General features: G+C 63.9%; 26 protein-coding genes. 11 read left to right on the top strand and 15 right to left on the bottom strand.

The annotated features are described in order from the left end of the window. Window positions 1-63 precede the first annotated feature (63 nt). Entirely contained in the window at window positions 64-798 is a 735-nt protein-coding gene (locus tag IPQ13_08465) for a hypothetical protein (GenBank protein ID MBL0210925.1), read from the top strand. After that, the gene (locus tag IPQ13_08470) at window positions 795-1,961 is read left to right on the top strand and encodes a peptidoglycan DD-metalloendopeptidase family protein (GenBank protein ID MBL0210926.1); all 1,167 of its coding nucleotides are present in this window, start codon (window positions 795-797) and stop codon (window positions 1,959-1,961) included. Before IPQ13_08465 ends, IPQ13_08470 begins: the two co-directional genes overlap by 4 nt. Window positions 1,962-2,086: 125 nt before the next feature. On the opposite strand, the gene IPQ13_08475 is transcribed toward IPQ13_08470, so the two are convergent. After that, complete coding sequence (locus IPQ13_08475) at window positions 2,087-3,274, bottom strand: type II secretion system F family protein (protein ID MBL0210927.1); 1,188 nt, start codon at window positions 3,272-3,274, stop codon at window positions 2,087-2,089. Window positions 3,275-3,392: 118 nt separating this feature from the next. Here IPQ13_08475 and IPQ13_08480 point away from each other — a divergent pair, with 118 nt between their 5' ends. Further along, window positions 3,393-5,888, top strand: coding sequence for a hypothetical protein (locus IPQ13_08480; GenBank protein ID MBL0210928.1), 2,496 nt, complete (start codon window positions 3,393-3,395; stop codon window positions 5,886-5,888). Window positions 5,889-5,894: 6 nt separating this feature from the next. Here the strand turns inward: IPQ13_08480 and IPQ13_08485 are convergent, their stop codons facing one another. The 7 genes from IPQ13_08485 to rplU all read right to left on the bottom strand — a co-directional run bounded on the left by IPQ13_08485 (window position 5,895) and on the right by rplU (window position 11,682). After that, entirely contained in the window at window positions 5,895-7,256 is a 1,362-nt protein-coding gene (locus IPQ13_08485; GenBank protein MBL0210929.1) for a hypothetical protein, read from the bottom strand. 367 nt (window positions 7,257-7,623) lie between these two features. Further along, window positions 7,624-8,880 carry a Glu/Leu/Phe/Val dehydrogenase gene (locus tag IPQ13_08490; protein ID MBL0210930.1) on the bottom strand — a complete coding sequence of 419 codons (1,257 nt, stop codon included), beginning with the start codon at window positions 8,878-8,880 and terminating at the stop codon, window positions 7,624-7,626. 26 nt (window positions 8,881-8,906) lie between these two features. Further along, window positions 8,907-9,269 (bottom strand): ribosome silencing factor, encoded by a 363-nt coding sequence (rsfS, locus tag IPQ13_08495; GenBank protein ID MBL0210931.1) that lies wholly within the window; start codon window positions 9,267-9,269, stop codon window positions 8,907-8,909. Between the two features lie 16 nt (window positions 9,270-9,285). Next, window positions 9,286-9,909 carry a nicotinate (nicotinamide) nucleotide adenylyltransferase gene (nadD, locus tag IPQ13_08500; protein ID MBL0210932.1) on the bottom strand — a complete coding sequence of 208 codons (624 nt, stop codon included), beginning with the start codon at window positions 9,907-9,909 and terminating at the stop codon, window positions 9,286-9,288. Continuing rightward, window positions 9,909-10,922, bottom strand: coding sequence for a GTPase ObgE (gene obgE, locus IPQ13_08505; GenBank protein ID MBL0210933.1), 1,014 nt, complete (start codon window positions 10,920-10,922; stop codon window positions 9,909-9,911). Before obgE ends, nadD begins: the two co-directional genes overlap by 1 nt. A gap of 121 nt (window positions 10,923-11,043) precedes the next feature. Then, complete coding sequence (gene rpmA / locus IPQ13_08510) at window positions 11,044-11,304, bottom strand: 50S ribosomal protein L27 (protein MBL0210934.1); 261 nt, start codon at window positions 11,302-11,304, stop codon at window positions 11,044-11,046. Between the two features lie 66 nt (window positions 11,305-11,370). After that, window positions 11,371-11,682: a 50S ribosomal protein L21 gene (rplU, locus tag IPQ13_08515; protein MBL0210935.1), complete on the bottom strand. Its 312-nt coding sequence runs from the start codon at window positions 11,680-11,682 to the stop codon at window positions 11,371-11,373. Window positions 11,683-11,856: 174 nt separating this feature from the next. Here rplU and IPQ13_08520 point away from each other — a divergent pair, with 174 nt between their 5' ends. Then, window positions 11,857-13,326, top strand: coding sequence for a menaquinone biosynthesis decarboxylase (locus IPQ13_08520; GenBank protein MBL0210936.1), 1,470 nt, complete (start codon window positions 11,857-11,859; stop codon window positions 13,324-13,326). A 41-nt stretch (window positions 13,327-13,367) separates the two neighbouring features. On the opposite strand, the gene IPQ13_08525 is transcribed toward IPQ13_08520, so the two are convergent. From IPQ13_08525 to IPQ13_08545, 5 genes are all read right to left on the bottom strand, one after another. After that, window positions 13,368-13,970, bottom strand: coding sequence for an outer membrane beta-barrel protein (locus tag IPQ13_08525; GenBank protein MBL0210937.1), 603 nt, complete (start codon window positions 13,968-13,970; stop codon window positions 13,368-13,370). A 122-nt stretch (window positions 13,971-14,092) separates the two neighbouring features. Further along, window positions 14,093-14,449, bottom strand: coding sequence for a 50S ribosomal protein L19 (gene rplS / locus IPQ13_08530; protein ID MBL0210938.1), 357 nt, complete (start codon window positions 14,447-14,449; stop codon window positions 14,093-14,095). Window positions 14,450-14,565: 116 nt separating this feature from the next. Continuing rightward, complete coding sequence (gene trmD, locus IPQ13_08535; protein ID MBL0210939.1) at window positions 14,566-15,357, bottom strand: tRNA (guanosine(37)-N1)-methyltransferase TrmD; 792 nt, start codon at window positions 15,355-15,357, stop codon at window positions 14,566-14,568. Beyond that, a complete protein-coding gene (locus IPQ13_08540) occupies window positions 15,357-15,971 on the bottom strand; it encodes an exopolysaccharide biosynthesis protein (protein MBL0210940.1) in 615 nt (204 codons plus the stop codon). Before IPQ13_08540 ends, trmD begins: the two co-directional genes overlap by 1 nt. Beyond that, window positions 15,968-16,156: a DNA gyrase inhibitor YacG gene (locus IPQ13_08545; GenBank protein MBL0210941.1), complete on the bottom strand. Its 189-nt coding sequence runs from the start codon at window positions 16,154-16,156 to the stop codon at window positions 15,968-15,970. The genes IPQ13_08540 and IPQ13_08545 overlap by 4 nt, the downstream gene beginning before the upstream one ends. Before the next feature lie 262 nt (window positions 16,157-16,418). Here IPQ13_08545 and dnaK point away from each other — a divergent pair, with 262 nt between their 5' ends. From dnaK to IPQ13_08580, 7 genes are all read left to right on the top strand, one after another. After that, window positions 16,419-18,299 carry a molecular chaperone DnaK gene (gene dnaK, locus IPQ13_08550; GenBank protein ID MBL0210942.1) on the top strand — a complete coding sequence of 627 codons (1,881 nt, stop codon included), beginning with the start codon at window positions 16,419-16,421 and terminating at the stop codon, window positions 18,297-18,299. A 171-nt stretch (window positions 18,300-18,470) separates the two neighbouring features. Further along, on the top strand, window positions 18,471-19,541 hold the full coding sequence (locus IPQ13_08555; protein ID MBL0210943.1) for a J domain-containing protein: 1,071 nt from the start codon (window positions 18,471-18,473) through the stop codon (window positions 19,539-19,541). Beyond that, window positions 19,541-19,933, top strand: a complete 393-nt coding sequence (locus IPQ13_08560; GenBank protein MBL0210944.1) for a helix-turn-helix transcriptional regulator — start codon at window positions 19,541-19,543, stop codon at window positions 19,931-19,933. The genes IPQ13_08555 and IPQ13_08560 overlap by 1 nt, the downstream gene beginning before the upstream one ends. 64 nt (window positions 19,934-19,997) lie before the next feature. After that, on the top strand, window positions 19,998-20,861 hold the full coding sequence (locus tag IPQ13_08565) for an RNA polymerase sigma factor RpoD/SigA (protein MBL0210945.1): 864 nt from the start codon (window positions 19,998-20,000) through the stop codon (window positions 20,859-20,861). Then, window positions 20,858-21,766, top strand: coding sequence for a hypothetical protein (locus IPQ13_08570; GenBank protein ID MBL0210946.1), 909 nt, complete (start codon window positions 20,858-20,860; stop codon window positions 21,764-21,766). Before IPQ13_08565 ends, IPQ13_08570 begins: the two co-directional genes overlap by 4 nt. A gap of 16 nt (window positions 21,767-21,782) precedes the next feature. After that, window positions 21,783-24,344 (top strand): MMPL family transporter, encoded by a 2,562-nt coding sequence (locus IPQ13_08575; GenBank protein MBL0210947.1) that lies wholly within the window; start codon window positions 21,783-21,785, stop codon window positions 24,342-24,344. Further along, entirely contained in the window at window positions 24,317-25,411 is a 1,095-nt protein-coding gene (locus tag IPQ13_08580) for an SAM-dependent methyltransferase (GenBank protein ID MBL0210948.1), read from the top strand. Before IPQ13_08575 ends, IPQ13_08580 begins: the two co-directional genes overlap by 28 nt. Here IPQ13_08580 and IPQ13_08585 read toward each other — a convergent pair. Further along, entirely contained in the window at window positions 25,408-26,100 is a 693-nt protein-coding gene (locus tag IPQ13_08585) for an MOSC domain-containing protein (protein ID MBL0210949.1), read from the bottom strand. The two genes, IPQ13_08580 and IPQ13_08585, sit on opposite strands and share 4 nt — an antisense overlap. A gap of 4 nt (window positions 26,101-26,104) precedes the next feature. Next, entirely contained in the window at window positions 26,105-26,620 is a 516-nt protein-coding gene (locus IPQ13_08590) for a DUF2059 domain-containing protein (GenBank protein MBL0210950.1), read from the bottom strand. Window positions 26,621-26,648: the final 28 nt, after the last annotated feature.

Here is a 26,648-nt window from a genome sequence, read left to right on the forward strand (position 1 = left end):
TTCACCAAGCCGTCCGGCCCATCGGGCCGGGCCAAGCTAAACTGGTGGATTCCCGGAGTCTCCATGGACCGTTTTGGCAGTTCCCGTCTGCGCATCGTGTGGGCCTGCGTGTTTCTGCTGCTCACGGGCCTAGTGCTCGCCGGCATCCGCTCGGACGGAACGAACCTCCTGGTCTTCGGCGGGATCCTGCCCAAGGGCGATGAAACCATCAACACTTACGCCACTGCCAATCTCGGCGTGCTGGTGTATTGGATCGTGCCATCCGTGATCCTCATGGGCGGGTTCATGGGCGTGGCGGGCGCCCTGGGCGCTTCGACGTTCGGGGAGCGGATCAAGGGCCTGTTCATCGCCACGGGCCTGGCTTTCCTCCATGGCCTGTTCCTGAGCCAGGTCGCGCTCCTCCCCTTCTGGGCGGCGGCCTGGAAGCTGCTCGGCACACCCTTCCCCGCGGCCCTGCTCCAGGCCGATCTGCTGGGCCTGCTCCTGGGCCTGCAACTGCTCCTCTGGTCCGCGATCCTGATGCGCCTCCTGCAGAGCAACGCGGGGCTGGCCGTGCTGCTGGCGCTGCTTTTGAAGGAGATCGGAACGAAACTCGTCTACGTGGTGGATTTCGGGGAGCAGATGGGATTCAGCGCCGCGGGGGTGAAAGCCGTCGGCGCGATCGTCAGCCTCCTGCCTTCGGGCCAGCTCCCCAGCGATCCCTTCGCGCCGTCAGCCCTGCCCCTTTCCATCGGCGGCCCCCTGGTGCTCGCGGCGCTGCTCTGCGCCATTCCGGCCCGGAAAGGCAAGAAGACTTGAGGATTCCGGCGGCTTCCCTGCTGTGGATCCTCGCTGCGTCGAACGTGATGGGCGACTCCCAGGCCCCGGCGGGTGCCACGGATTCCACGCAGCTCAAGCAGCGCCTGGCGGCCCTGCAATCCCGCATGGCCCAGGTGGATCAGCAGGTGGAATCGCTGAAGAAACGGCGGAAAGGCGTGATGGTCGAGCTGCAGGGCATCTCGTTGCAGCGAGACCGGGTGCGGGCCCAGCTTGATGGCGCCAGGCTCAAACAGGACCAGGCCCAGCTGGAAGCGCAGCAGATCACCTCGGACCAGGCCAAGATCCGCACTGAAATCGACCGGTTGCGCAAGGACCTCCGCAAGCAGATCCGCCTCATCCAGGCCCGGGGAGAACTGGGCGACCTGGCCTTCCTGCCCGATGCCTCCGGGTTCGAATCCTACCTCACGCAGACCCGCCACCTGTCCTGGTGGCGGCTGCAGGAACGCAAGCGCATCAACCAGATCCAGCGGCTGCAAGGGGATCTCGCCCAGCGGGAGAATGAATTGAAGGCCGTGCTCGCCCGCCTCGCCTCCGAACAGCAGGAAGCGGCCCAGTTTCAAGGGGGGCTGACCCTGAGCGAGGAAAAGCTCCAGTCCTTCCTGGGCGCGCTGCAGCAGGATGAACAGGCCCAAAAGCAGGTGCAGGCGGAGCTGGCGGAGGAAGCCATCCAGCTGGAGCGAATGCTCAGCGGCCTGATCGGGAAATCCAAGGCCGAAACCTTCGAGGCCCCCGTGAGCTTCACGAGCCTGCGCGGCGATCTGCCGGGTCCCGTGGAGGGCACCCTGGCCCAAGGATTCGGGGAACACCTGCATCCCCGCTTCCACACCAAGACCTTCCAGAGCGGGCTGCTCATCGAGGCCTACATCGGCTCGCGCGTGGCGGCCGTGGCCGACGGCAAGGTGATCCTGGCCGAGCCCTACCAGAGCTACGGCCCCATCGTCATCGTGGACCACGGCAACGGCTGGTACACCCTTTACACGCACCTGCAGGCCACCGCCGTATCCAAGGGCCAGACCCTCCGCCAGGGCGACACGGTGGGAACCGTCGGCGAGACCCTGGACGGACCGCGCCTGGGCTTCGAGATCCGCTACCAGACCAAGCCCGAGGACCCGAACAAGTGGCTGAAGAAGAAGTATCGGTGACCGGGGCGGTGGGTTATCAGCTATCGGCTATCAGCTATCAGCTATCAGCTATCAGCAAATTGGATGCGCCTTCGGCGCGTCATCTTTAGCTCATAGCTCATGGCTCATAGCTCATAGCTCTTAACTCACTGCACCGCGTTGCCGGCGTTGAACAACGGCACGTAGACGGCCAGCAGGAGGCCCAGCACCGTCACGCCCATGAAGAGGATGAGGATGGGGCCGATGAGGCTGGTCACGGCGGTGGTTGCCTTCTCGACTTCCTGGTCGAAGAAGTCCGCCACATGGTTGAGCATCTCTGGGAGGGCGGAAGCGCTTTCGCCGACCCGGCACATTTCCACCGCGAGAGGATCCAGCAGCTTCGCCTGGTCCAGGGCCAGATGCAGGCTGGAGCCGGCGCGGACCTGCTCGGCGACGATGTTGAGCCGCAGCTTCATGCGCTCCGAGGCGGTGGTCTTCTGGATGACCTCGATGGACTGCAGCACGGGCATGCCGCCTGCGATCAGGACTCCCAGGGTGCGCGAGAACACCGAAGAGTGGTACATGCGGTAGAGGGTGCCCATGCGCGGGATCGAGAGCAGGATCCGCTCGTTGACCCGGCGGCCCGCATCGGTGCTGACCATCCAGCGGATGACAAAGATCAGCACCACCAGCAGGATGGCCTGGATCCAGACCGTGGACCGCATGAATTCGCCCATGCCCAGCAGGATTCTGGTGGCGGCGGGCATCTCGATCTTGCCCCCCTTGTAGATCTCGTTGAAGCGCGGCAGCACCACATTGAACAGGATCATCAGGCTCGAGAAAAGCACCACCACCAGGAAGGCCGGATAGATCAGGGCTTCGGTGATGCGGCGGCGGCTGGTCTGCGCGAATTTCTGGAAGGAAAGCCAGCGGGAGATCACTTCGGGAAGGGTGCCGCTGCGCTCGCCCGCCACCACGTTGGCGCGGTACACCGCCGGGAAGGTTCCGGTCTGCTCCAGGGCCTCGGAGAAGGCCATGCCCTCCTTGACCAGCTCCACCACCCGCTCCAGGCTGCTCCGGAGCAAGGCATCCTTGCCATGGCCCTTCAGCAGCTCGAGGGATTGCAGGAGCGGGATGCCCGCCTTCAGCAGGGCCAGGAATTCCTGGTTGAAGAGGATGAGCGTCTCGGCCTTGAGTTGCCTGGTGCTCCTGAAGGTGCTGGAGGATTTGGCGATCTCGATGGGGAAGCCGCCTTCGGACATCACGCGGGCGCGCACGTCTTCGGTGGATGCGGCTTCGAAATCCTTGGTCAGGATGTCGCCGTTGGGGGTAGTCAATTTCACCGTGAAACGCATGGGCCTCGCTCGCTTGAATGCATGAACTCTCTCAAGAATACCCACATGCCAGGTCCCTTCCGCAGAATGCGGCAACGGGGCAGAATCAAGATTTCCTCGTCTGCCAATTGGAGTCCCTGTGGCGCATTGCGGCAAAGCCGTTCCGGCCCTGTTTGTCCCCTGTTTGACAGGGGCCCTGACGACACCCCTGCTCCTTGCCCAGGCGCCCATCCAGGTGGGGGTGCCCGAACCCATGCTGCTCGATTTGAGGGATGCGGACGCGCGCACTCTGGTTCCCGTGGATGCTCGCGATCCCGCCCAGGTGGAATCAGCCGGCAGGGCCTGGCTCTCCCGCATCGAACCGTTCCGTGGCGCCCCCTCGATCCGGATCCTGCTGCCGAGGACAGGGCCGCGGCTGCCGCTGCTGCTGGCCGCAAGCCAGGCGCTTCGCGCCCAGGACCCCGTCAAAAAGCTGTTCATCGCCTTCGACGCGGAAGGCCCGTCGCTGGTGGACGAAACCGCCTGGGGCGCCGTGGACGGAGGTGCCCTCCTGGGATCGGAATTAGGCGGCAATCCCGGGCTCTGGAGGGATCGTCTGGCCAAGGCCCAGGAAAGCTTCCCGGGACGTCCCTGGTTCCTTTGGCTTCCTGCGGACCCTGGGGCCGAGGCATCCACGATCCTGGGGGACGGAGGCCACATCATCGTGCCCCGCGGCGGTCCTGCGGCCCGGCTCGCCGCGGTACTGCCTCCGGAGTTCACCGAAGTGGAAGGGGGCAACGGAGACCTGATGCTGCGCAAGCGTGGGGGCCAGGGGGCCCGGCGCTGGCGATTCCTCAATGGGGAATGGGCTTCGGCGGAATTGCCCAAGGAGCGCACGGAGGTGGCGGTGTCGGCGGCGGATGCCTACGACGTGGGCGCCCTCCTGGCGAAGATGAGGGCGGAGCAATTGCGAAGCCGGGCCGCGCAGCGCAGCCTCAAGGCCAGGCTGGATGTGGATCTGCACATGCAAGGCACGCGGAGCATGGGCGCGGACCTGGGTTTCACCTTCAAATACTTCGAACGCGCGGGAGAAACGCCGGAACTGCTGCAGGAGCAGGTGCGTTTCAACGGGGTGACGGCCAACCTCAAAGGCGAGGTGCAACTGCCCATCGTTGAAAGCCGCACCAGCCTCGCGGCTCCGGTGGCGCTGAGCCTCACGGAGCGTTACCGGTACCGGGATGGCGGGCCCGAGGGGCCGAATCTCCGCAACATCCGTTTCGACCCCGTGGACCAGGACGCCACGCTGTTCCGCGGCGAGGTAGTCGTGGAGGAAAGCACCGGCCGCGTCATCGAGGAGCGGAGCGAGCGCGCCAATCTGCCAGGCACCGTGAAATCCGAGCGGCGCATCCTGAGCTACGGCGAAGCCGCGCCTGGCGTCTGGCGCGTCCTGAGGACCCAGACCTTCGAACGCTGGGTGAGTCCTGGGGGCGTGGCCCAGGTCCAGCGCAAGCTCGTCCTCACCAACCTGGACATCAATGGCCCGGGCTTCGATGCGGAGCGCGAAGCGGCCCGCAGGTCCACGCAGACCATGCTGAAGGAGAGCCCCGAAGGCATCCGCTATTTCACGCGGCAGGCCGATGGCACCCGGAAGATGGAGGAAAAGCCCCGCAGCTCCGGCCGCGCCATCGCCGGCGTCATCGTGGTGGACCCCGGCCTCAAGCCGCCGGTCCTGCCCCTGGCGGGCCTGGTCTACTACGATTTCAACGCCTTCGACCGCGGCATCCAGATCAACGCGCTTACCGCCCTGCTCTTCAACACCGCCGCGGTGGCCATTCCCCGCCTGCCCGGCGGCTTCAACCTGAATCTGGATTCAACGGCGCTCCTCTATCCCGCGGGCGAGCGGCCGGTCATCAACGGCAAGCTCTCGGGCAAGGACGAGGTGGCCCGCCGCTTCGCCACGCTCAATCTGAATCTGGGCCACGATCTGGGGAAAGGCTTCCGCTTCGAGGCCATGGCCCGGTTCGAATACGACCGCTACTCGGAGACCAGCGATGATGGGGCCAGGACTCCCGGATTCGCGCTGCCCCCATCGGGCCTCACCAAAGAGCTCCGGGGCGAGTTGGGCTGGCTTTACCGGGGTTTCCAAATCCAGGGTTTCTACGGAAAGGGACAGCGCCCGGAAGGCGTTTACGGCACTCCCGATGATCCGCAATCAGTCCCCGATGAAGGCCGTTTCACTAGGTGGGGCGGGAACGTCGGCTATGACCATCAACTCGGAAACGGCCTCTGGCTGCACGGCAGCGGCGGCCTGGTCGGCGGCCGGGGCTTCGACCGCTTCATGGCCTTGAATTTCAACGGCATCGTCAGCGGGATGCGCAGCAATTCCATCACGGCCGACCGCATCGCCTACGCCCGCCTGGGGGCCGTGCTCCCTGCGGGACCCAATCTGCGTCTTTCGGTCTTCCTGGACCACGGCCGGGCCCGCAGCCTGGACGACCAGAAGACCTACGGCCTTACCGGCCTCGGCATCGCCGGCGACCTGCCCGGCTTCTGGTGGTTCACCGCCCTGCGCCTGAACCTGGGCATCGGCCTGAAAAGCGATATCGAAGGCGTGAAGACCGTGAACGGCTTCATCGCGCTGCTGCGCGTGTTCTGATCCGTTTCAGAAGCGATTACTTCCTGGCTTCGGGCTTGTTCCAGGTCTCCTGAAAAAGACACGGTAGATGAATCGGGAAGGTCTCTTGACACCCGCTACCGTTGCAGGTTCAAAGGTGCATGCGGTAGCGAAGCGCAGAACTTCCGGAGCGAAGAAGGCAAGCGCATGGCCGGGCAACGGCCTGGCAGCCTTCACCTCACCCTTGGTCCCGATGAGGATCTGAACCCGGACCGAACCCCAAAATTGCCGCTCGCGGGCTTCGCCGGGATAGCGCAGCACACTACGCTGTTTTTCTTGGACTTCATCCATGGACAGTTCGATGAGATTCTGGCGCGTCACACCCCATTCAGCCAGGCAAGCATCTGGAGCTTTCCAAAAAGCATCTTCGCTTGTGCCTTCGCAGAACATTCCTTGAAAGCGGGGCGAGACTTTCCAATAGGCTGGGATTGGTTCCAACGATTTTTGAAGGGTTGCCAGTCCCTCTGACCACCGTTTCTTGGAGTCCAGGACCGAAGCGAAAAGCTGCCAATCTGCTGGCTCCCCGTAACAAAGCAACCAGTCCACTCCCAGCCAGAATGGCGCTTCGTCCCAGGGGTCGGTCTCCTTGGAGAGGATGGCCCCTTGCTTAAAGCAGGGCAGAATCCAAGACCGGTCTTCAGCAACCAGTTGGGGAGCCATCAGCGCGTACAGGTCTGTGGAGATCGCTCGCGGGGCCGCCTTCAACCGAGAGCGCAAGATTGTCCAGCATGGGGCGTTCGAGGCAATGTATTGCCCGTTCTCGAGTTCCGCCTCCACTTGGTCGCCGTTGGTGGACTGGATTGCATTGGTACCGCTCAACTCCCTTATCATTTTTTCGCCAGCCATTCGCAGGACCAAGTGAAAGGGATTTGGCTCTCCCGAGAGATAGCTGGCATTCGCTTCCACGAGCCGCGAGGCCGCAAATCCCTTGATTTTCATGTCCGATGACTTCAGCAATCCGACCAGCATTCCTCTATAGGGTTCCATGGCAGCTGTGTAGTCCTGCTTCGCCTTAGGGCCCAAGACAAACTTGATGAACAGGTCCGGGTCAACAATGTCTGGGTACCTTGCTTTTAGCTGGCTGGGTGTGGGAATGGTCTGAGGATCGAGGCTCTCAGCATTGCGACGCAGGAGGAACTCGAATGTCTTGCCCCAAGACAGCGCTTCCTTCCCGGAGCGAAAAACGCTGGGTTCAGATTTGAAGGGGGCCCGAAACAAGAAGATGGCCGGAAGCTCCTGGATACCTTGTTTTTCGATAAGCCGTTGGGTGTCCTGGCTACCCGGCTCCAGAATGCAGAGTTCCATATCACTACGAACCTTGGCGCCCTCTAGGGAATCCAGGAAGTCCATCACCTGCTTCCTCCCCGTTGTGTCCGAGGCGATCACTACGCACAAAGAGCGGTGTCGCGACTTGGCAGCCTTCCGGGCCTCTTTGAGATCCGAATGCAAATGGGCCAAGGCCGGGGGCTGGGCTTGAGTGGGTGGCAGGAATAAGAGCATGAATCACCAATTGAAAGTTCGATTGTGGCCAGGGTGAAGGATTTTTCCTATACACATCAACTGGTGCAAACCATGCCAATCGCACTGCCCTCACCGCCCTGATCACCAAAGCTGGCTTACATATGCTCAGACCTAAGAACGAATGTTGAAGCCGGTACCAATAGCAATTTTGGCCACAGATAGGATCAGCGGCCACAGGCACCGAATTTGACGGACCTTACGCGTAGAACCCGCGGTAGTGCATGGCCTGGCTCACGCGGTCCAGCGCGAGGATGTAGGCGCCGAGGCGGGGGTTCGTCTTGTACTTGTCCGTGGTGGCGAAGACGGAGTGGAAGGCGTGGGTCATGTACTCCACCAGCCGCTCGTTCACTTCCCGCTCGCGCCAGTAGAAGCCGAGGCGGTTCTGCACCCATTCGAAATAGGAGACCGTCACGCCGCCGGCGTTGGCCAGGATGTCCGGCACCACCAGAATGCCATTCTCCAGGAGGATGGGATCCGCTTCGGGCGTCGTGGGGCCGTTGGCGCCCTCCACCACGATCTTGGCGCGGATCTGCGCGGCGTTTTCCTGGGTGATCTGGTTTTCCATGGCGGCGGGCACCAGGATGTCCACCGGCAAGGTCAGCAGTTCTGCGCGGTCCATGGCCTCGCCGCCCTTGAAGCCGGCCACGGATTTGGTTTCGGCGACGTGCTTGACCAGCGCGTGGATGTCCAGGCCCCGGTCGTTCTTGATGGCGCCGTTGAGGTCGCTGACGGCGACGATGCGCGCGCCAGCCTCGTGCAGCAGCCGCGCGCTCTGGGATCCCACATTGCCGAACCCTTGCACTGCGACCCTGGCGCCGGTGAGGGGCTTGCCCAGGCGCTGCATGGCTTCCCGCGCCACGATGAGCACGCCGCGCCCCGTGGCCTCGTTGCGGCCCAGGGAGCCGCCGAGCCCCACAGGTTTGCCCGTCACGACGGCGTTTTCGGTACGCCGCACGTGCATGGAATAGGTGTCCATCACCCAGGCCATGGTCTGCGCATCGGTGCCCATGTCGGGAGCGGGCACGTCGCGGTCCGGCCCGATGACATCCATGATCTCGGCGACGTAGCGCCGCGTGAGGCGCTCCAGTTCCGCCTTGCTCAGTTTTTTCGGGTCGCAGATGATGCCGCCTTTGCCACCGCCGAAGGGCACGTCCACCACGGCGCATTTCCAGGTCATCCAGGCGGCCAGGGCCTTCACCTCGTCCAGGTTCACGCCCAGGTCGTAGCGGATGCCTCCCTTGGCCGGCCCGCGCGCGATGTTGTGCTGGACTCTATAGCCGGTGAAGACCTCCCAGCGACCATCGTCCATGCAGACCGGCAGGCTCACGATCATGGAGCGGGTGGGCGCCATGAACACCTGGAACAAGGTGTCGCCCAGGCCGTAAATCTGGGCCGCAGCGCGGAGCCGCGCCTGCATAGCCTCGAAAGGATTGTGGCTATGGATGTCTGACATGGAATTCTCCAACATTGATGGATGGACTAGTTGGCGGACGAGGATTCCGCGGGCAGTTCCAGCTCCGCGCCCTCTTTCCAAAGCCCTTCGAGGTTGTAGTGCCGGCGGGTCTCCTCGTCCATGACATGGATGATGAAATCGCCGAAGTCCAGCAGGATCCAGGTGCCGGTCTGCTCGCCTTCCCGCGAGATCACCCGGGTCCCCTTCGCTCGGAGCTGCGCCTCCACTTCATCGGCGATGGCGCGGTTCTGCCGGTCGCTGCCGCCGCTCATGAAGGCGAAGGTGTCCGTGAAACTCGCCAAGCCCGACACGTCCAAGAGTCGGATTTGAAAAGCCTTCTTGGACCGGGCAGCTTCCACCACAGTCAAAAGGCGATCCGTCAATGTCATCCAAGGCTCCCGTGCGTTAATTACCATAATAGTTTTCGGTGTCGATGGCAGCCATTACTTGCGGTTGCAGCCCTTCGACCGCCGTGGTCCGGTCCGGCCGGTCGCCCAGCCGCTGCCGCAGGGCGGAGGATGCATAGGGCAGTTCCGTGCCCGGCAGCCAGACGATTTCGCCGGGAGCGCCGGACCAGCGCTGCCTCTCGCGGTCTTTCAAGGTGTCCGGCAGCGCGCCTGGGAAACCCGGCCTGGGCGCGACCGCCACGGAGGCCAGCCCCATGATCCGGGCGAAGCGACGCCATTCCGGCAGCCCCGGCAATTGATCGCTGCCCAGCACAAGAATCCATTCGCCCTCAGGCTCGCGTGCGGACAGGGCCTCCAATGTATCCACGCAATAGCTCGTGCCGCCGCGTTCCAGCTCGGCCATCTCGATTCCAACGGCGCCCGGAAAGCCCTCCAGCGCGGCTCTCAGCAGGGCCAGGCGGGCGCCGGCATCGGGCCCCTCGACTTCAGGCTTGTGGGGTGAGACGGCGGTAGGCACAAATCGAAGCTGATCCAGGTCAAGGCATTGAAGCGCCAGCTCGGCAAGTTTCAGGTGCCCCAGGTGGGGAGGATTGAAGGCGCCACCCAGGAGTCCGATCCGCATCAGCCCACGGACTCTTTGGGCAGGACGGCGAGTGCGGCGCCGAGCTTGAACACCAGGGGCCTCAAGCCTTCGCCGGTGACGCCTGAAATCACGATGGGCTCCTGGCCCCGGGCGCGGCAAAGCGCTTCGAAACGCGCCAAGCGGTCCTCGTCCTGCAATGCGTCCAGTTTGGTGCCCACCAGCCATCTTGGCTTCTGGAAAAGCACTTCTGAAAAAGCGTTCAACTCGCCTTCAATGACTCGGATGGAATCCTCAGGCTCGCTCATGGGATCCGTGAGGTCCACGAGATGCAGCAGCATCCGAGTGCGCTCCACGTGGCGCAGGAACTGGATGCCGAGCCCCGCGCCCTTCGATGCGCCCTCGATCAGGCCCGGAATGTCGGCGATGACGAAACTGACCAGTTCGTCCACCTCCACCACGCCCAGCTGGGGTTCCAGCGTGGTGAACGGGTAGTTGGCGATCTTGGGCCGCGCGGCGCTGATGCGGCTTACGAGGGTGCTCTTGCCCGCATTTGGAAAGCCCGCCAGGCCCACATCCGCGATCATCTTCAGTTCGAGAGCCAGCGTGCGGGACTCGCCCTCCTCGCCCGGCTGGTGGTGCATGGGCACACGGTTGGTGCTGCTCTTGAAATTGTTGTTGCCGAGACCCCCGCGGCCGCCCCGGGCCACGCAGATGCGATCTTCAGGACTCAGCACCTCCGCCAGAACCTCGCCGCTGTCCGCATCCTTCAAGACCGTTCCCAGAGGCACGTCCAGGATGACGTCCACGCCGTCCCTGCCCTGGCGCCGGCCGCCCTCGCCGCTGGCCCCGCGTTCCGCCACGTATTCCCGCACGCTCCGGTAGAGGTTCAGGGTATTGAGGGACGGGTTCGCCACCACGAAGACCGAGCCTCCGCGTCCTCCATCCCCCCCGTCGGGGCCGCCCTTCTCCGCGAATTTCTCCCGTCTGAAGTGCGTGGACCCCGCCCCGCCGTGGCCGGCTTCAACCTTGAGCTGGACTTGATCTAGAAACATGGCGCCAGTCTTTGAAAAGCGAAAAAATGCGCGCGATCAAGAACTTGATCGCGCGCTGAGGATTTGATCACTGGACCGCGGAGGGCGGCTCCGGCTTCGTGGCCATCAATCCGTCAATCCATCAATCCTCGATGGGATCCACATGGATGAAACGGCCGTGCTGGCCGCGGTCCTGGAAGCGGACTTTGCCTTCGATGGTGGCGAAGATCGTGTGGTCCACGCCGATGCCCACCCCTTTGCCGGGATGGAACTGGGTGCCGCGCTGGCGCACGATGATGGCGCCCGCGGTGGCGAGCTGGCCGCCGAAGAGCTTGGTGCCGAGGCGCTGGGAATGGGAATCACGGCCGTTGCGGGAAGAGCCGACGCCTTTTTTATGTGCCATGGAAATACCTCGTGATCAATCTGCGGGACTTGAGACTTAGGACTTGAGACTTGAGACTTGAGACTTTTAGGCCTTGATGCCCTTGATGCGGACTTCGGTGAAGCCCTGGCGGTGGCCCTGGGTGCGCTGGTAGGTGGTGGTGCGCTTCTTCTTGAAGATGATCACCTTCTTGGCGCGGTCATGGCGGATCACCTCGGCCTCGACGGTGGCGCCCTTTACGGTGGGCTGGCCCACGGTGATCGAATCGCCCATCGCCACCAGCAGGACCTTGTCGAAGCTGACGGCCTGCTTGGGTTCCTTCTCCAGCAATTCCACGCGGAGGACATCGCCCTCGGCCACGCGGTATTGCTTGCCACCGGTCTGGATGACTGCGTACATGAAAACCTCGAAATATGACTGGCTTGCGGGCGGCGATCCGTCGGATGCACTTGTTGAGCCCGGTACCTAGCAGGTCAACCAGAATGCCAAAGAATGGCTGATGGGGCAAGGGAAAATCTGGTTCGCCACACCCGATTGGGTTGCTTGGAACCGCCCAGATGGGATGATGGCCCCATGGCAAACGACTTCCAGAACTTTCTCCAGCAGCTCGAAGCCAGGGGGGAATTGCAGCGGATCGCAGTGGAAGTGGATCCCTACCTCGAGATGGGCGCCATCGCCGACCGCGTTTCAAAGCAACCCGGCGGCGGCAAGGCGCTGCTCTTCGAGAACCCCAAGGGCCATGCCATGCCCGTGGTGATGAATGCGTACGGCTCCACCATGCGCATGGCCGTGGCCCTCGGAGTCGAAAAGGAGGCCCGCGGCCTGGACGCCATCGCGGACCGGATTGAAAAACTGATCCAGGAGGCCATGCCCAAGCCGGGGCTCGGGTTTTTCGACAAGCTTGCGAAGCTCCCCATGCTCGCCGAAGTGGGCAATTGGATGCCGAAGACCGTCCGCAAGGGAATCTGCCAGGAAATCGTCTGGCAGGGAGCAGAGGTGCAGCTTTCCAAGCTACCCGTGCTCACCACCTGGCCTGAAGACGGCGGCCCTTTCATCACCCTGGGCTTGAGCCACACCCGCAACAAGGAGACGGGCCATCGCAACATGGGCCTCTACCGCCTGCAGGTGTTCGATGACCGGACCCTGGGCTTCCACACCCAGCTTCATCACGATGGCGCCCGGAACCGCCACGGGTACGACGACACGGAAAAAATGCCGGTGGCCGTGAGCTTCGGCGGCGACCCGAACCTGACCTACTGCGCCACCGCGCCCTTGCCGCCTTTCCTCTCCGAGCTGATGTTCGCGGGGTTTCTGCGGGGAAGCGGCATCGAGATGGTGAAGTGCATCACCAATGATCTGGAAGTCCCTGCGGATTCCGAGATCGTCATCGAAGGTTACGTGAATCCCCGCGAACTGCGCAACGAAGGCCCTTTTGGCGACCACACGGGCTACTACTCCCTGGCGGACGATTATCCCGTGCTGCACGTGGAAGCCATCACCATGCGCAGGAACGCCGTCTACCCCGCCACGATTGTGGGCCGCCCGCCCCAGGAAGACGCCTACCTGGGATTGGCCACCGAGCGCATCTTCCTGCCTCTGCTGCGCATGGTCCTGCCCGAGATCCGCGATATGCATCTGCCTGCTGCCGGCGGCTTCCACAATCTGGTGATCGTCTCGCTGAAAAAGGAGTATCCCGGCCACGCGCAAAAGGTCATGAGCGCCATCTGGGGCACGGGCCAGATCATGTTCAGCAAGTGCGTGGTGGTGGTGGACGAGGACATCGACCCCCACGATATGAATGAAATCCTGTTCCGCATCACCAGCAACGTGGATCCCCGCCGGGACCTGCTCTTCACCGAGGGGCCGCTGGATGTGCTGGACCATTCCTCGGACCGCTTCGCCTTCGGCAGCAAGGTGGGCATCGATGCCACGCGCAAGAACAAATCCTTCGATGACTTCAAACGCGAATGGCCGAAAGATCTGGTTTTCCCCGCCGAAATCTTGGAGAAGATCACCGCGCGCTGGAAAGACTACGGGCTATGAGAAAAGGCCCCTTGCGGGGCCTTTTGCTGGTGCCACCTGGATCAGAAGCGGTACAAGGCCGCCACCTGCACGGCGCCGGCGGTCCGGTCCTCGTTTCCCTGCTGGAATTTCGTGGCCACGTACCGGGCTTCCACGCCAAAGGTGGGATTGAAGTTGAATCCCATCCCGGCGGCCGCGCCCGCCTTGCTGCTGGTGCTGGTGGAGCGCTCGCTCACGGTGGTGCCAGCAACCTGCACGGCGAAGTCGTACTCGGCCTTCCATCGGTGCCAGGCGAGGCCGGCGGTGAGGTAGAAGCCGCCTTCCTTTCCCCCGAAATCGTAAATGTAATCAAGGCCGAGGGAGGCGTCGCTGACTTTGGACTTTCCTGAAGCAGAGCTGCCAAAGCCGATATCCGCGAAGGCGCTGTTCTCCGGGTAGACCACGTAGTCCAAGCGGGGCCGCAGCCGATGGCCGTCCCCGAAATCGATGGTCATGTGGGCGCCGCCCCCGAAGCCTACTTTGCTGTCGGCGGCCTCCTTCAAGTCCCCCATGGGGACGTTCCCGTGGATCTGGAGGCCATAGCGCACCTCCTGGGCCCGGAGCGCCGAGGCGGCGCCAGAAAGGGCCAACAAACCGCAAAATATCCGCATGGAAGAGGGCGTCATGGCTGCTCCAAAGATCAAGGCCGCATCAGACGGCCGTTCTCTAAGGAATGGCCGAAATCCAGCAAGAGTTCAAATAAAAAACGCCCCGCAGGGCGGGGCGTTCAGCGCAGAAGAGAAATTGCCTAGATGGCCGCGTGGTGCTGGCGCTCCTTGAGGCGCCCGGCCTTGCCGAGCTTGGCGCGCAGGAAGTAGAGCTTGGCGCGGCGGACTTTGCCGCTGCGGACCACTTCGAGCTTGTCGACGGTGGGGCTGTTCAACGGGAAGACGCGCTCGACGCCCACTCCGCCGGAGATCTTTCGCACCGTGAAGCTGGTGCGCATGCCGCCGCCTTTGATCCCGATGACGAGTCCCTGGAAGATCTGGATGCGCTCTTTCTCGCCTTCCTTCACCTTCACGTGGACCTTCACCGTATCGCCCGGGGCGATCTTCGGGAGGTCTTTCCGGACCAAGCCTGCTTCGAGTTTGTCGATGATGTTCATGGATGCTCCAAAGGGCTCAGCGGTCCAGTTCCTTCTTGGAATCAGCGGACATGAGACACGAAAGCTCCGCGTTGCGGAGTCCACCAGTGTATCGAAACCCATGGGGAATGAAAGCCCTAATTGGTCCAATTCCCCTTCCAACCCTTGGGTTTGGGCTGGTCCCAGGTTTCGGGATGCTCCACTTGCCACGCGCACCACTGCTCTGCCCGGCCCAGGTGTCCCAAGCGTTCCGCGATGTAATGGCTCCAAAGGTCCGGCCTCAGCGCCTTGGTCCGCGCCATGGCTTCGCGCAAGCGCCAAAGGCGGATGGCTTCGTGGTTGCCGCCCTGCAGGATTGCCGGGACCTCCCGCCCCTCGAATTCCGCGGGCCGCGTGAAATGCGGGTGGTCCAGAAGGCCCTGGGCGAAGCTGTCTTCCGAGGCGGATCCATCGTTTCCCAGGACTCCAGGCAGCCAGCGGCAGACGGCATCAATGAGGAACAGCGCGGGGAGTTCGCCGCCGCTGAGCACCGCTTCCCCGATGCGCAGTTCCTCATCCACGTAGAGGTCCACCGCCCGTTGATCCAAGCCTTCAAACCGGGTGCACACCAGGATCAATTGATCGAATCGGGTCAATTCGAGCACCTTCGAATGGTCCAGGGACGGCGCCGCCGGGCTGAAGTGGATGACCCGGCTCGAAGCCCGGCGCGGCACCGAGGCGAGGGTGTCCCGCAGCACGTCCGGGCGAAGCACCATCCCCGGCCCGCCCCCGAAAGGCGCTGAATCCACGTGCCCGAAGGTGTTGCCGGAATAGGGCCGATAGCTATGGGTATGCAGCTCATGGCCCAGGTCCCGGAAGGCCCGGCCCGTCACCCCGAGCCGGGCCAATTCGAAACATTCAGGGAGGAGGGTGAGGGCGTCGATGAGCATCAGCCAAGCCTGCCCGCGATCCAATGCCAGATGCCCTGGATGGCTTGGATGGCCTCCCGGATGAAGAAGGCGAAATAGATGGTGGCGAACAGGGAGCCGCCGAGTCCAAGCCACAGCAGGAAGAGCCACTCCTCCACGAGGGCCAACCCGAGCAGCACGAGGCTGATGGCGGGGAGCACGTTGGCCATGGGCAAGGGCAGCGGCAGGAGGGCCAGGAAGGCTGTCCACGCCACGGCGAGGCCAAGCAGCCTCTGGTTCGGTCGACGGCGGGGGGCTGTACGCTTGCCCAAACGGAGCATTCCAGCCTCGACCTTGGCCAGGAACTCCTTGATCCGGCCTCGTCTCATTTCATGCTTCTGGGCCCATCTCGGCAGCCAGGGGTGGGGCGATCCCCAGGCCATCTGGAGGCCGATGCCCAGGGTCGCGAAAGAGATCCCATTGGCCACCCCCGGGATGAAGGTCACCAGGGCCAGCAGGAGCAGCGTGAGGCCATAGACTTGTTCGCCCGCCTGGTCCAGCAATTCGCCGATGGAAACCGTACCGTCTTCCTGGAGAAGGCGATCCAGGGCCTGGAAGAGGGGGCTGCGGCCGTCCACGGATCCAGTGTGTGTCATTGCTCCTCTGGATCGGACCAGGATTCGCCATCCTCCAACTCGGGTTTCGCGGGAACCCGATAACTCTCGGAGCTCCAGGCGCCCAGATCCAGGGTGCGACAGCGTTCAGAGCAGAATGGCTTCCAGGCGTTGCCCTCCCAGGCGGTGGGTTTCCGGCACAGAGGACAGGGGCGGAGCGTCGTCATGGCGTTCAGTTTAGCCGGGACTGAAAAGCCAAAGATTTTTGCCTGATCTGTGATCAAACCTTCGTCCCTGGTCGGGGTTTTTATGACCACGGATTGATGTCTGAAGGTCGATCGTTGAGTGAACACAAAAAATAATTGAACGAAAACAATTTATAAAATATGCATCAATTATTGAAGATTTCGTTGACAATTTTCTTGCTTTTCTTAGACTGGTTGCTACGGGTGCTGGCACCCGCCGTCCAATCATCCAAAAGGAGAACCCATGGGAAAGATCATTGGCATTGACCTAGGCACCACCAATAGCTGCGTCGCCGTGATGGAGGGCGGGATGCCCAAAGTCATCCCGAACGCCGAGGGCTCCCAGACCACGCCCAGCACGGTTGGCTACAACCCCAAGACCACCGAGCGGCTGGTGGGCGCCGCGGCCAAACGGCAGGCTGTGGCCCAGCCCAAAAACACGGTCTACTCCATCAAGCGGTTCATGGGCCTGCCCTACGCCGATTCCGACAAGGAACAGAAACTCGTGCCCTACGACGTGGAGCGCACCGACAAGGGCGCCTGCGCGGTCAACATCATGGGCAAGCACTTGAGCCCCGAGGAAATCAGCGCGGTCATCCTCGGCAAGATGAAGGAGAGCGCCGAGGCCTACCTGGGCGAAAAGGTCACGCAGGCCGTCATCACGGTGCCCGCCTACTTCAATGACGCCCAGCGCCAGGCCACCAAGGACGCCGGCGCCATCGCGGGCCTCGAAGTCATGCGCATCATCAACGAGCCCACCGCCGCAGCCCTGGCCTATGGCATGGACAAGAAGAAGGACGGCACCATCGCCGTCTTCGATTTCGGCGGCGGCACCTTCGATATCTCGATCCTCGAAGTGAGCGAGGGCGTCGTCGAAGTGAAATCCACCAACGGCGACACCCACCTGGGTGGCGACAACGTGGACCAGGTGGTCATGGATTGGCTGGTGGAGGAGTTCCAGAAGGCCGAAGGCATCGATCTGCGCAAACAGCCCGACGCCATGCAGCGGCTGAAGGAAGCTGCCGAAAAAGCCAAAGTGGAGCTTTCCGCCACCACGCAGACCGACATCTCCCTGCCCTATATCACCGCGGATGCCTCCGGTCCCAAGCACCTGACCCAGACCCTCACCCGGTCCCGGTTCGAGGCCATGATCGAGCCCATCCTGCAGAAGCTCCGACCCCCCTGCGAGAACGCCATCAAGGATGCGAAACTCCGCCACCACGAAATTGACGAAGTCATCCTGGTGGGCGGTTCCACCCGCACGCCGAAGGTGCAGGAACTCGTGAAGTCCGTCTTCGGCAAGGAACCCAACAAGAGCGTGAATCCCGACGAGGTGGTGGCGCTCGGCGCCGCGGTCCAGGGCGGCGTGCTGGCGGGCGACGTCAAAGGCGTACTGCTGCTCGACGTGACGCCGCTCAGCCTTGGCATCAATGCCAACGGCGGCCAGATGAGCGTGATCATCCAGCGCAACACCACGATCCCCACCAAGAAATCCGAGATCTACACCACCGCCGTGGACAACCAGCCCGGCGTGGACATCGAGGTGTTCCAGGGCGAGCGTCCGCTGGTCGAAGGCAATAAGCTCCTGGGCCATTTCCACCTGGGCGGCCTGCCCCCGGCGCCCCGTGGCATGCCCCAGATCGAAGTGGTCTTCGACATCGACGCCAATGGCATCGTGCACGTCACCGCCAAGGACAAGGCCACCGGCAAGGACGCCAGCATCACGTTGACCGGCAGCACCGGCCTGTCCAAGGACGACATTGAAGCCAAGGTCAAGGAAGCCGAGGCCCACAAGGCCGAAGACGAAGAGCGGAAGAAGCTGCTCGAAGACAAGAACACGCTGGATCAAACCGTCTACCAGGTGGAAAAACTGCTCAAGGAAAGCGGCGACAAGCTCCCCGATGCCGACAAGAAGGAAGTCGAGGATTCCGTGGCCGAAGCGAAGGCCGCCCTCAGCAGCCTGGATGCCGCCCGCATCAAGAAGGCCCTCGACGATCTCAACGCCAAGTCCCACAAGATGGCCGAGCACCTCTACCAGCAGGGCGCGCCGGCGCCGGGCCAGGCTCCATCGGCAGAGGAGCCGAAAAAGGAAGACAACGTCATCGATGCTGAAGTCGTCAACTAGGCGCAGTTGCGTCTTCTGCCGACCCTCCGCCGGCGCGATGGAGGATGCTCCGAGGCGGGCCGGAGAACAGCTTCACCGATGAATCCAGAAGAGGCCGGAGCCCATCCGGCCTCTCTCTTTGGACACCTATAACCTGAGTGCCCAACACGCAAATCATGCTAGCGTGAAGCCATGGCCCATCCCGATTACTATGCGCTGCTTGGGATTTCCAAGAATGCCTCGACCGAGGAGATCAAGAAGGCGTATCGGAAGCTCGCGCGGAAATTCCACCCGGATCTGAATCCCAACAACCAGGAGGCCGAGGCCAAGTTCAAGGACTTGACCGCGGCCAACGACGTGTTGTCCGATCCCGAAAAGCGCCGCAATTACGATCAGTTCGGGGATCCGAGCGGGATGCCTTCCGGCGCGGGTTTCAGCCCGGGGGCCGGGTCCCAATCCTTTGATTTCGGGAACATGTTCGGCGATCTGTTCGGAGGCGGGGACCGCCGCCAGCCAGGCCCCATGAAGGGCGAAAGCCTTTCGCACACCGTGCGCATTCCCTTCAAGGATGCCTTCGCCGGCACCAAGGTCAGCTTGAATCTCCATCGTACGGAGACCTGCAAAACCTGCCACGGCAGCGGCGAGAGCGGCGGCTCGAAAAGCACCTGCCCGGCCTGCGGCGGCCGGGGACACTTCGAACAGGGTTCAGGTTTTTTCAAGACCCGCCAAGCCTGTCCGGAATGCGGCGGCACCGGTAAAAAGGCGCCAGCCTGCCCCGCCTGCGAAGGCCGGGGCCGCAATCCGAAGCATGAATCGGTGACCGTGGCCATCCCGGCGGGTGTAGAAGACGGGACCCGCCTGCGGGTGAAAGGAAAAGGGGAGGCGGGCCGGCGAGGAGGCGGCCCCGGCGACTTCTTCCTGGAAGTGCAGGTGGATTCCGATCCCCATTTCGAACGGCGCGGCGCCAACCTGTACTTGCGCCTGCCCATCAGCTTCAGCGAAGCGGCCCTGGGAGCCAAGGTGGAGATCCCCACGCCTGAATCCACCGCCACGATCAAAGTCCCGCCGGGCACCCAGAGCGGCGGGAAGCTGCGGCTCAAGGGCCGCGGGATGCCCATCCCCAACAGCGACCAGCGCGGCGACCTCATCGCGGAAATCCAGGTGGTCACGCCGGACATCCATGATGAGCGCAGCAAGGAACTGCTCCGGGAGCTGGGCGAAATCAACGATGGCGCGATCCGCGCAAAGCCCTGGAGAACCTGATGCGCCGTGATCCGAAGCAAGGCGTGTACATGATCGGCGTCGTCGCCGCGCGCTACAACATCCATCCCCAGACCCTGCGGCTCTACGAGCGGGAGGGACTGCTCCGTCCGAGCCGGACGGAAGGCAAGACCCGGCTCTACAGCGATGAGAACCTGGAGCGGCTGGAATTCATCCTGAGCCTGGTCCGCGACCTGGGCGTGAACCTCGCAGGCGTGGAGGTGGTGCTCGACCTGCGGAGCCGCATGCAGCAGATGCAGGATGAAATGAGCGGCGCCCTTGAATCCATGAAGCAGCGGATGCGCGAAGCCGGACTCGATCCCGGCGAATTCCGGGCGCCGTCTAAATCCACTGGGCTGGTCAAGCTGTCGCACCAGGGGCTCGTCAAGCGCTGACAATCGCCGATCGAAATTTGCGACGCTCATCTTGTATGCTGGAATCTCCCCGTCAGGAATCCCTGTGCCCATTCGGCATCTCGAAGAGCGCGCGCTCGACAAATATTTTGATTCGATCCGCCACCTGCCCCTGCTCACGGCACAGGAAGAGCGGATCTACGGGCACATGTGGCAGGACGAACGCAATGCCGAAGGCCTCCGGAAGCTGGTGGAAGGCAATCTCCGTTTCGTGGTGAAGGAGGCCCGGAAATTCGAAGGCATGGGCCTCGACCTGCTGGACCTCATCAGCGAAGGCAACCTCGGCCTCATCGAAGCCGCCAAGCGGTTCGATCCGATGCGCGAGAACAAGTTCCTGACCTATGCATCGTGGTGGGTGCGCCAGGCCATCTTCCACGCGCTGGCCGAGCACGGCACCAAGATCCGCCTGCCCCAGAAGGTCGCCGGCCACCTGGTGCAGCTCAACCGACATACCGGCAAGCTGGCCCAATCCCTCGGACGCCAGCCCACGGTGGCGGAGATATCCGAAGCGAGCCATTTCTCGGCGGAGGAAGTGACCCGGCTCCAGGTGCTGCAGCAGACTACGAACACCATCTCCACCGAACAAGGCATGGGCGACACGGACCTCACGGTCGGCGACAGCCTCGAGCAGGAGGTCCAACCCAGCGCCATGCGGTCCCTGGACCACGAGGCCTTCCTGTCGCAGCTGCAGAAGTGCCTGGACAGCCTTTCCGAGAAAGAGCGGCGGATCCTGAGCCTCCACTTCGGGCTCAACAACCATGAGCCCATGACGCTGGAGCAGATCGGCCGCAGCTTTGTTCCGCCCATCTCGAGGGAGCGGGTGCGCCAGATCGAAGAACGGGCCTTCAATAAGATCCGCGAGCGGAGGCGGGAAGTGCTGGGCGATTTCCTGCGGGGGGAACTGCCGTGAAGCCGGATCCCGCTTGCCCCAAGTGCGGCGGCAAGGGCTTCATCCTGGACCGCGATCCCATGAAGCCGGCCATCGCCTGCGGATGCGCGGATGCCGCAGCCTCCCCGGGAAGCGATCTGGGTATTCCCGAACGCTATGCGTCCTCCACGTTTGAAAATTTCTGGGAGTGGTGGAAGGACCGCCATCCCCGCGTGTCGGTGCTGTTGAGCCTCGGCAAAGCCCAGGAACTCCTGGAACATCCCGCAGGCCGGGAATCGCTCGGATCGGAACTCGTCTCCAAGCTGGACCACATCGTCCACAAGTGCGGATTGCAGAGCCAGCAAGGCGGCGAAAAATCCTCCGACACCACCTGGAAGACCATCCGCCCGGCCCAGGAGCCTTCCGGCTTCCAGCCCTTCCAGGCCTGGGCCCAGAAGGACCGCACCAATACGGATCTCTGGTGGATCGACGGCCCCTCCGGCAGCGGCCGGTCCAGCCTGGCATCCGCGGCCCTGCGCGCCTGGTGCGAGCGCACCGGTAGACCCGGCCTCTTTGTCTCGGTGCGGACCTTCAGCCAGGAATTGAAGGACACCTATTACGATGTGCGCAGCTTCCAGAACCAGGGCTTCCAATCCGAACGGGACCGCATGGCGCCCTTGCTGGACGCGCCCTGCCTGGTGCTGGATGATCTCGACCGCCTGGACACCGACCTCCGCGTGGCCAGGGCCGCGGCCCAGTTGCTGGATTTCCGCTACGCGGCCCAGCGGCCCACAATCATCACCGCATCCCGCTGGGCCGAGACCCTGGAGAATGATGACGGTTATGCGCTCGGCCGCCTCAATGATCCAAGCCTGCTGCGGCGCCTGGGCCAAAGCCATCGCGTGCTGCTGCAGCCCACCCTGGACCGCCTCCTGAGCCACCTGTGAGCCGCGCGAGGAACCGATGCTGAACCGCCTGCTGCGCGCCCTGCTGCGGCTGCATCTAGCGCACCCCAGGCGCATCGTGGCCTTCGCGGCCCTGCTCACGGCGGTCCTGGGCTGGGGCGCGTTGCGGGTCGAACGGCGCCTGGACCTCATGAGCCTGCTGCCCACCAGCCACCCCATCGTCCGCGCCAGCCTCGAAGCCGGCGTGGGCCAGCAGGAATTGCTGTGGCTCGTGGCCGAAGGCGATTCGACGACCATCGAGGCCCGCGGTGAGTGGGCGGAAAACCTGGTGGGCCGCCTGCTCGATCAAGGCACGCTTCCGCTCAATGGCCTCAGCGGCGAGGGCCGCCTCTCGGGGCCGCAGCCGGTTCCAGGCCCCCAGGGCGTATCGCTCTGGCCGCCGCTGCTGGCCGCCGGGAGCCTCCTGGATGGCGATGCAGCCGTGGGCCGCCTGATCACCGAACAGATGTATGCGCTGGCGCCCGCGCTCCTTGGCGATCGCCTGGCGCCGCTCAGGAATCCAGCCGAAGTGGAACGGCGGTTGAAGGAGACCGCTGCTACCTTGGCGTCCCCGAATCCGATCCAGGCCCGGTTCGCGCAACTGGACCCCTTGAACCTCCGGAACCTGGTTCCCCCTGACCAGGAATCCATGCTCCGCGCCACCTCGGCCGGCAAGAATTTTCCCCTCCGCATGAAGACCGGCTACCTGGAAACCAAGGATGACCGCTATGTCCTGGTGCCGCTCGTGGTGGATTTCCCCAGCGCCGATGCCAAGGCCACGGGGCGCATCATCCGCTGGTTGGGGGATGGCGCCAAGGATGGGCTGCCCTCCCGCGCCTCGCTCGGCACGGTCGAGGCGGCGCTGGCGGCGCACGGCGGCCGCGCCTTTCCCCTGCAGATCACGGGCGCCCATGCGGTGGCCTTCTGGGAATCCCAACGGCTCACCAAGGAAATCCTGCTCAGCCTCTCGCTCAGTTTTCTGCTCATCGGGATCGTCTATTGGATCGGCTTCCGGACTCTCTCGGGGTTCGGCTACGTGGTGGGCCCGCTGCTGGTCGGAATGGTGTGGGCCCTGGGCCTGGTCGGATGGTCCCTGGGCGAAATGAACATGATGAGCGCCGGATTCGGCGCCGTGCTGCTGGGCATCGGCGACGATGTGGGGATCCTGCTCTTCAGCCGCTACCGGGATGAACGCCGCGCAGGGCGGAGGAAGCAGGCCGCGTTGCGCTCGGCCATGCTGAGCACCGGCCCCGGTGTGGTGGTGGGCTGTGTGGCCACCGCGCTCGCCTTCCTTTCCGCCATCGTGACGCCTTTCCCGGGCTTCCGCGACCTCGGCATCACCGCCGGGCTCGGCCTGTTGGCCTGCCTCTTCGCCAGTTTCCTTCTGCTGCCTCAACTGCTGTTGGCTTTGGACAAGGGCCGCGGCACCTTCGCCCAGACCTCGGCCCCGGTAGTCCCGCAATCCCGGATCGCTCCCTGGAAACCCTGGCTGGCCCTGGGCCTGCTGGCCTTCGCGCTGCTCGGAACCCACCGCCTGCGCTGGGAGGAAGATCTTCGCCGCTTCCGGATCGGAGGCAATCCAGCCCTCGCACTGCAGGAAAAACTCGGGAAAGTGCTGGGTTCCAGCCTTCAGCCCCTCGCCTTGCAGCTCGCTTTGGACGATGCGGCGCAGTTGCCAAGGAGGTGGAACCGCGTGGCAGAGCAGGTGCGGAGCGAAGGCATGCCGCTGCCCGCCTGGGAGCAGGCCGCTCCCGGACTGAGGCTCGTGCTGTCATCGGAAACCTGGCGCCACCGCACCCTGAATGCCGCCTCTGCCGCGGGCCTTGATCCCACGGCCCTGGAGCATCCCCTGGCGGCCCTCAGCCGCAGCCTGGTGGATCCACTCGCGGTGCCTGCGTCCTTGCAACAGCTCTTCCCGCCCACCCAAAAGGCCGTGCTCCCCCAACGCTGGACCCTGGCCGGGATGCTGAAATCCAAAACGCCCGCGGCCGATATCCCAACCGTCACCATTCCCATCCGGCTGCCGGAGGAAGCCCAACTCCGGATCGCGCCATTGTTGGAAGGCGATGGCGCGCGGCTGGTGGGCACACGCCCGCTCTTCTCCGCCATCAAGGATGTGGCCCGGCAGTCCACCCGCGACTGCGCGGCCGTAGGCCTCGCGCTGGTGCTTTGCATCGTGGCCTTTTTCGGCCGCCGCTGGCGCTTCGTGGCGCTGGCCCTGGTGCCCATCGCGGCCGGCCAGATCGGCCTGCTGGGCATCCTCGCCTGGACGAACGAGCCCTTCAGCTTCCTGTCGCTCATGGCCATCCCCATCTCGCTTGGAGTCAGCGTGGACACGGCCCTGAACCTGCTGCACCGGGCCCGCCTGGAATCAGGCGCCGCTGCGAAAGTGGCCAGGGTGAACGCGGTTTGCGCAGGCACCACACTGGCGGGATTCGGAGGCCTCATCTTCAGCAGCTACCGCGGCCTCCGGAGCCTGGGCATCGCCTGCGTCGGGGGTGTGGCCCTCGCCTTGCTCATCACCCAATGGGTGCTGCCCTGGCTGCTGGAGAAGTGGCCCCTGCAAAAGGAACGGCTTTGAATCCGCTGAAGGCTGGCCTGGACGCCCGGCTGGCGGCGGGTCCAGTTCCCGCGGCCGAGGTGATGGCCTTGGCCCTCTATCATCCGCAGCACGGGTACTACCGCCGGGCGGTCGGACCCTGGGGGTTCGAAGGCAAGGACTACTACACCGCGCTTGACCTGGGCCCCTTGCTGGGACAAGCGCTGGCGTTGCGCCTGGAGCAGGCCTGGGAACGGCTTGGCCGCCCCCCGGAATTCACGGTGCTGGAACCTGGCGCGGGCCGTGGCTGGCTGGGCAGGGACATTCTCGACGCGGCCACGGGGCCCTTCGCGGCTTCGCTGCGGTACATCCATCGCGATGACAACCAGGCGGCCCGGACAGCCGCGGCAGAGGCGTTGGCGCCTTTTCTCGCCACGGGCCGCGCGGCGTTCATGGCTGAAGCGGAATGCCTCAAACCCTTCCATGGCGCGGTCCTCAGCAACGAGTTGTTCGATGCCCTCCCCGCGCAGCCCTGGCGCTGGGACGGAACCCGCTGGGTCCGGGAAGTGCTCACGCAGAACGGGCCGGAATGGCACGCCCACGAAGAGCCCGCCAGCGCCGCCTGGTTCGAATCCCAGGGAGATGGGCTCGAGCCAGGTGATGGAAATGTGTGGTGCGAAGCGCTTCCCCAGGTGGCCTCGGCCCTTGCGGCGGGTCTGCGGGCGGGGCTGTTCATCACCATCGACTATGGCGACCGGGCCTCCCATTTGCTGGCCAAGGGCGCAGATCTCCGCCGTTTCAAGGGCCATGCGGTGGATGGCAGGTGGTGGGAGGGCCTCGGCGAGTGCGACCTCACCGCGGACGTCGATTTCACAAGGCTCTCAAGGATCCTCGATGAGCTCGGGCTGACGGAGGTCGCCCACGAATCCCTGAGCCGCTGGATCCGCGCCCACGCGCCTCTCGCGCAATGGGAGGCTCAATGGCAGGAGCTGGCGGCTCCCGCCCGGATCAAGCGCATGGAGAACCTGCTGCAGCTCACCATGCCCGGCATGATGGGGGAGCGGTTCCGCGTGCTCGAAGCCTGGCGGCCGGAGGATCCGCGGCGCTAGAGCGTGGCCTTCTCCCGCAGGCTTGAACTCCAATGTCCTGTGAGGCCGGAAAGGTCCGCGGCCAAAAGCGCCTCTTCCGGATGCTGCTTCGCGTGGCGGAAGGCGTTCAACACCCTTGCCACGGACCATCCGGGATTCGGGCGTTCCAGCAGCGCCAAGCCATCGCCTGCCTGCACCTGCCCCTCTTGCAGAACGCGCAGATACCACCCGCCCCTCGCGGTTTCCCAGACTAGAAGCACCACGTCATTCCGCTGGAACCGCCGTGCCAGCGTGGCGCAGGGTTGGCGCGGGTGGGAGATTTGCACGACCGCTCCGCCAGGCTTCCCGATGGCGAACACATCCCCGATGCAGGCCTCCTGGTCCGTAAGGCCCGCCAGCAGGAAATTTTCTCCGAAGGCGCCGGGATCCGCATCGAGGCCAGAGGCCTGCCAGAGCGGGTAGTGTTCCGACGCATAGGCCAGCACCGCCTGGTCCGGCCCGCCATGGTGGCGTGTGTCCGCAACTTCATCGCCGGCCAGGCCCAGGCGGGTGAGCTGCCGCGGACACGCGACCGGCGTTTTGAAAATGGCCGAACGCCAAGGGCGCCACGGGCCGCCGAGAGGATCCTCCGCGCCCATGGAGCCGCTGGCGTCCAGATTCATCGCTTTCCCCACCCGGATCTGGACCAGGTCCGCTGCGGGCCCCTGCATGGGTCTATTTCTTCTTGGTTGGCGTTGCCTGGCCGGGGGCCAGCTTCTTGCCCAGGTTCTCCATGTAGAGCTGGAGGATGCGGCCGCTCTCCAGATCCACGGTCGTCTGCTTGGCCAAGTAGGCCTGGCCTTCCTTGGAGGAGAAGAACTTGTTGAGGGCCTTCACGTCGCCGAGAGAATAGTAGTGGTCGTAGACATGGACCAGCAGGTTGCCCACCACGTTGGGCGTGGCCCCTTTTTCCAATTCATCGAACACCCTCGGATCCACCTTCGGGTTGGCCTTTTTCGTTTCCGCCAGGCTTTGTTTGATGGCGTCGACGTTCTTGGCCACGACGCCGGTGGTGTTCAACAACTTCGCGATGGCCTCGCCCTTGGCCTTGTCGACGACTTTTTCGGTGGGGGCGGGTTTCGGGGCGGCGGCGGATTTGGCGGTGGCCTGCTTGGTGTCGGCGGAAAGGCCGGCCGCGGAGAACAGAGCCGCGGCGGCAAGGGCAGTGGCGCAAAGGGATTTAACAGACATTCCTGAACTCCTTGAGAGGTGAAGTGAA

It is taken from the genome of Holophagaceae bacterium (genome assembly GCA_016720465.1).
Lineage (GTDB): Bacteria > Acidobacteriota > Holophagae > Holophagales > Holophagaceae > JANXPB01.

Coding starts and splice junctions, on each gene's coding strand:
- IPQ13_08465 (MBL0210925.1), top strand. CDS start 64: ATGGACCGTTTTGGCAGTTCCCGTCTGCGCATCGTGTGGGCCTGCGTG.
- IPQ13_08475 (MBL0210927.1), bottom strand. CDS start 3,274: ATGCGTTTCACGGTGAAATTGACTACCCCCAACGGCGACATCCTGACC.
- IPQ13_08485 (MBL0210929.1), bottom strand. CDS start 7,256: ATGGACTTCCTGGATTCCCTAGAGGGCGCCAAGGTTCGTAGTGATATG.
- IPQ13_08490 (MBL0210930.1), bottom strand. CDS start 8,880: ATGTCAGACATCCATAGCCACAATCCTTTCGAGGCTATGCAGGCGCGG.
- rsfS (MBL0210931.1), bottom strand. CDS start 9,269: ATGACATTGACGGATCGCCTTTTGACTGTGGTGGAAGCTGCCCGGTCC.
- nadD (MBL0210932.1), bottom strand. CDS start 9,909: ATGCGGATCGGACTCCTGGGTGGCGCCTTCAATCCTCCCCACCTGGGG.
- obgE (MBL0210933.1), bottom strand. CDS start 10,922: ATGTTTCTAGATCAAGTCCAGCTCAAGGTTGAAGCCGGCCACGGCGGG.
- rpmA (MBL0210934.1), bottom strand. CDS start 11,304: ATGGCACATAAAAAAGGCGTCGGCTCTTCCCGCAACGGCCGTGATTCC.
- rplU (MBL0210935.1), bottom strand. CDS start 11,682: ATGTACGCAGTCATCCAGACCGGTGGCAAGCAATACCGCGTGGCCGAG.
- IPQ13_08520 (MBL0210936.1), top strand. CDS start 11,857: ATGGCAAACGACTTCCAGAACTTTCTCCAGCAGCTCGAAGCCAGGGGG.
- IPQ13_08525 (MBL0210937.1), bottom strand. CDS start 13,970: ATGACGCCCTCTTCCATGCGGATATTTTGCGGTTTGTTGGCCCTTTCT.
- rplS (MBL0210938.1), bottom strand. CDS start 14,449: ATGAACATCATCGACAAACTCGAAGCAGGCTTGGTCCGGAAAGACCTC.
- trmD (MBL0210939.1), bottom strand. CDS start 15,357: ATGCTCATCGACGCCCTCACCCTCCTCCCTGAATGTTTCGAATTGGCC.
- IPQ13_08540 (MBL0210940.1), bottom strand. CDS start 15,971: ATGACACACACTGGATCCGTGGACGGCCGCAGCCCCCTCTTCCAGGCC.
- IPQ13_08545 (MBL0210941.1), bottom strand. CDS start 16,156: ATGACGACGCTCCGCCCCTGTCCTCTGTGCCGGAAACCCACCGCCTGG.
- dnaK (MBL0210942.1), top strand. CDS start 16,419: ATGGGAAAGATCATTGGCATTGACCTAGGCACCACCAATAGCTGCGTC.
- IPQ13_08555 (MBL0210943.1), top strand. CDS start 18,471: ATGGCCCATCCCGATTACTATGCGCTGCTTGGGATTTCCAAGAATGCC.
- IPQ13_08560 (MBL0210944.1), top strand. CDS start 19,541: ATGCGCCGTGATCCGAAGCAAGGCGTGTACATGATCGGCGTCGTCGCC.
- IPQ13_08575 (MBL0210947.1), top strand. CDS start 21,783: ATGCTGAACCGCCTGCTGCGCGCCCTGCTGCGGCTGCATCTAGCGCAC.
- IPQ13_08585 (MBL0210949.1), bottom strand. CDS start 26,100: ATGCAGGGGCCCGCAGCGGACCTGGTCCAGATCCGGGTGGGGAAAGCG.
- IPQ13_08590 (MBL0210950.1), bottom strand. CDS start 26,620: ATGTCTGTTAAATCCCTTTGCGCCACTGCCCTTGCCGCCGCGGCTCTG.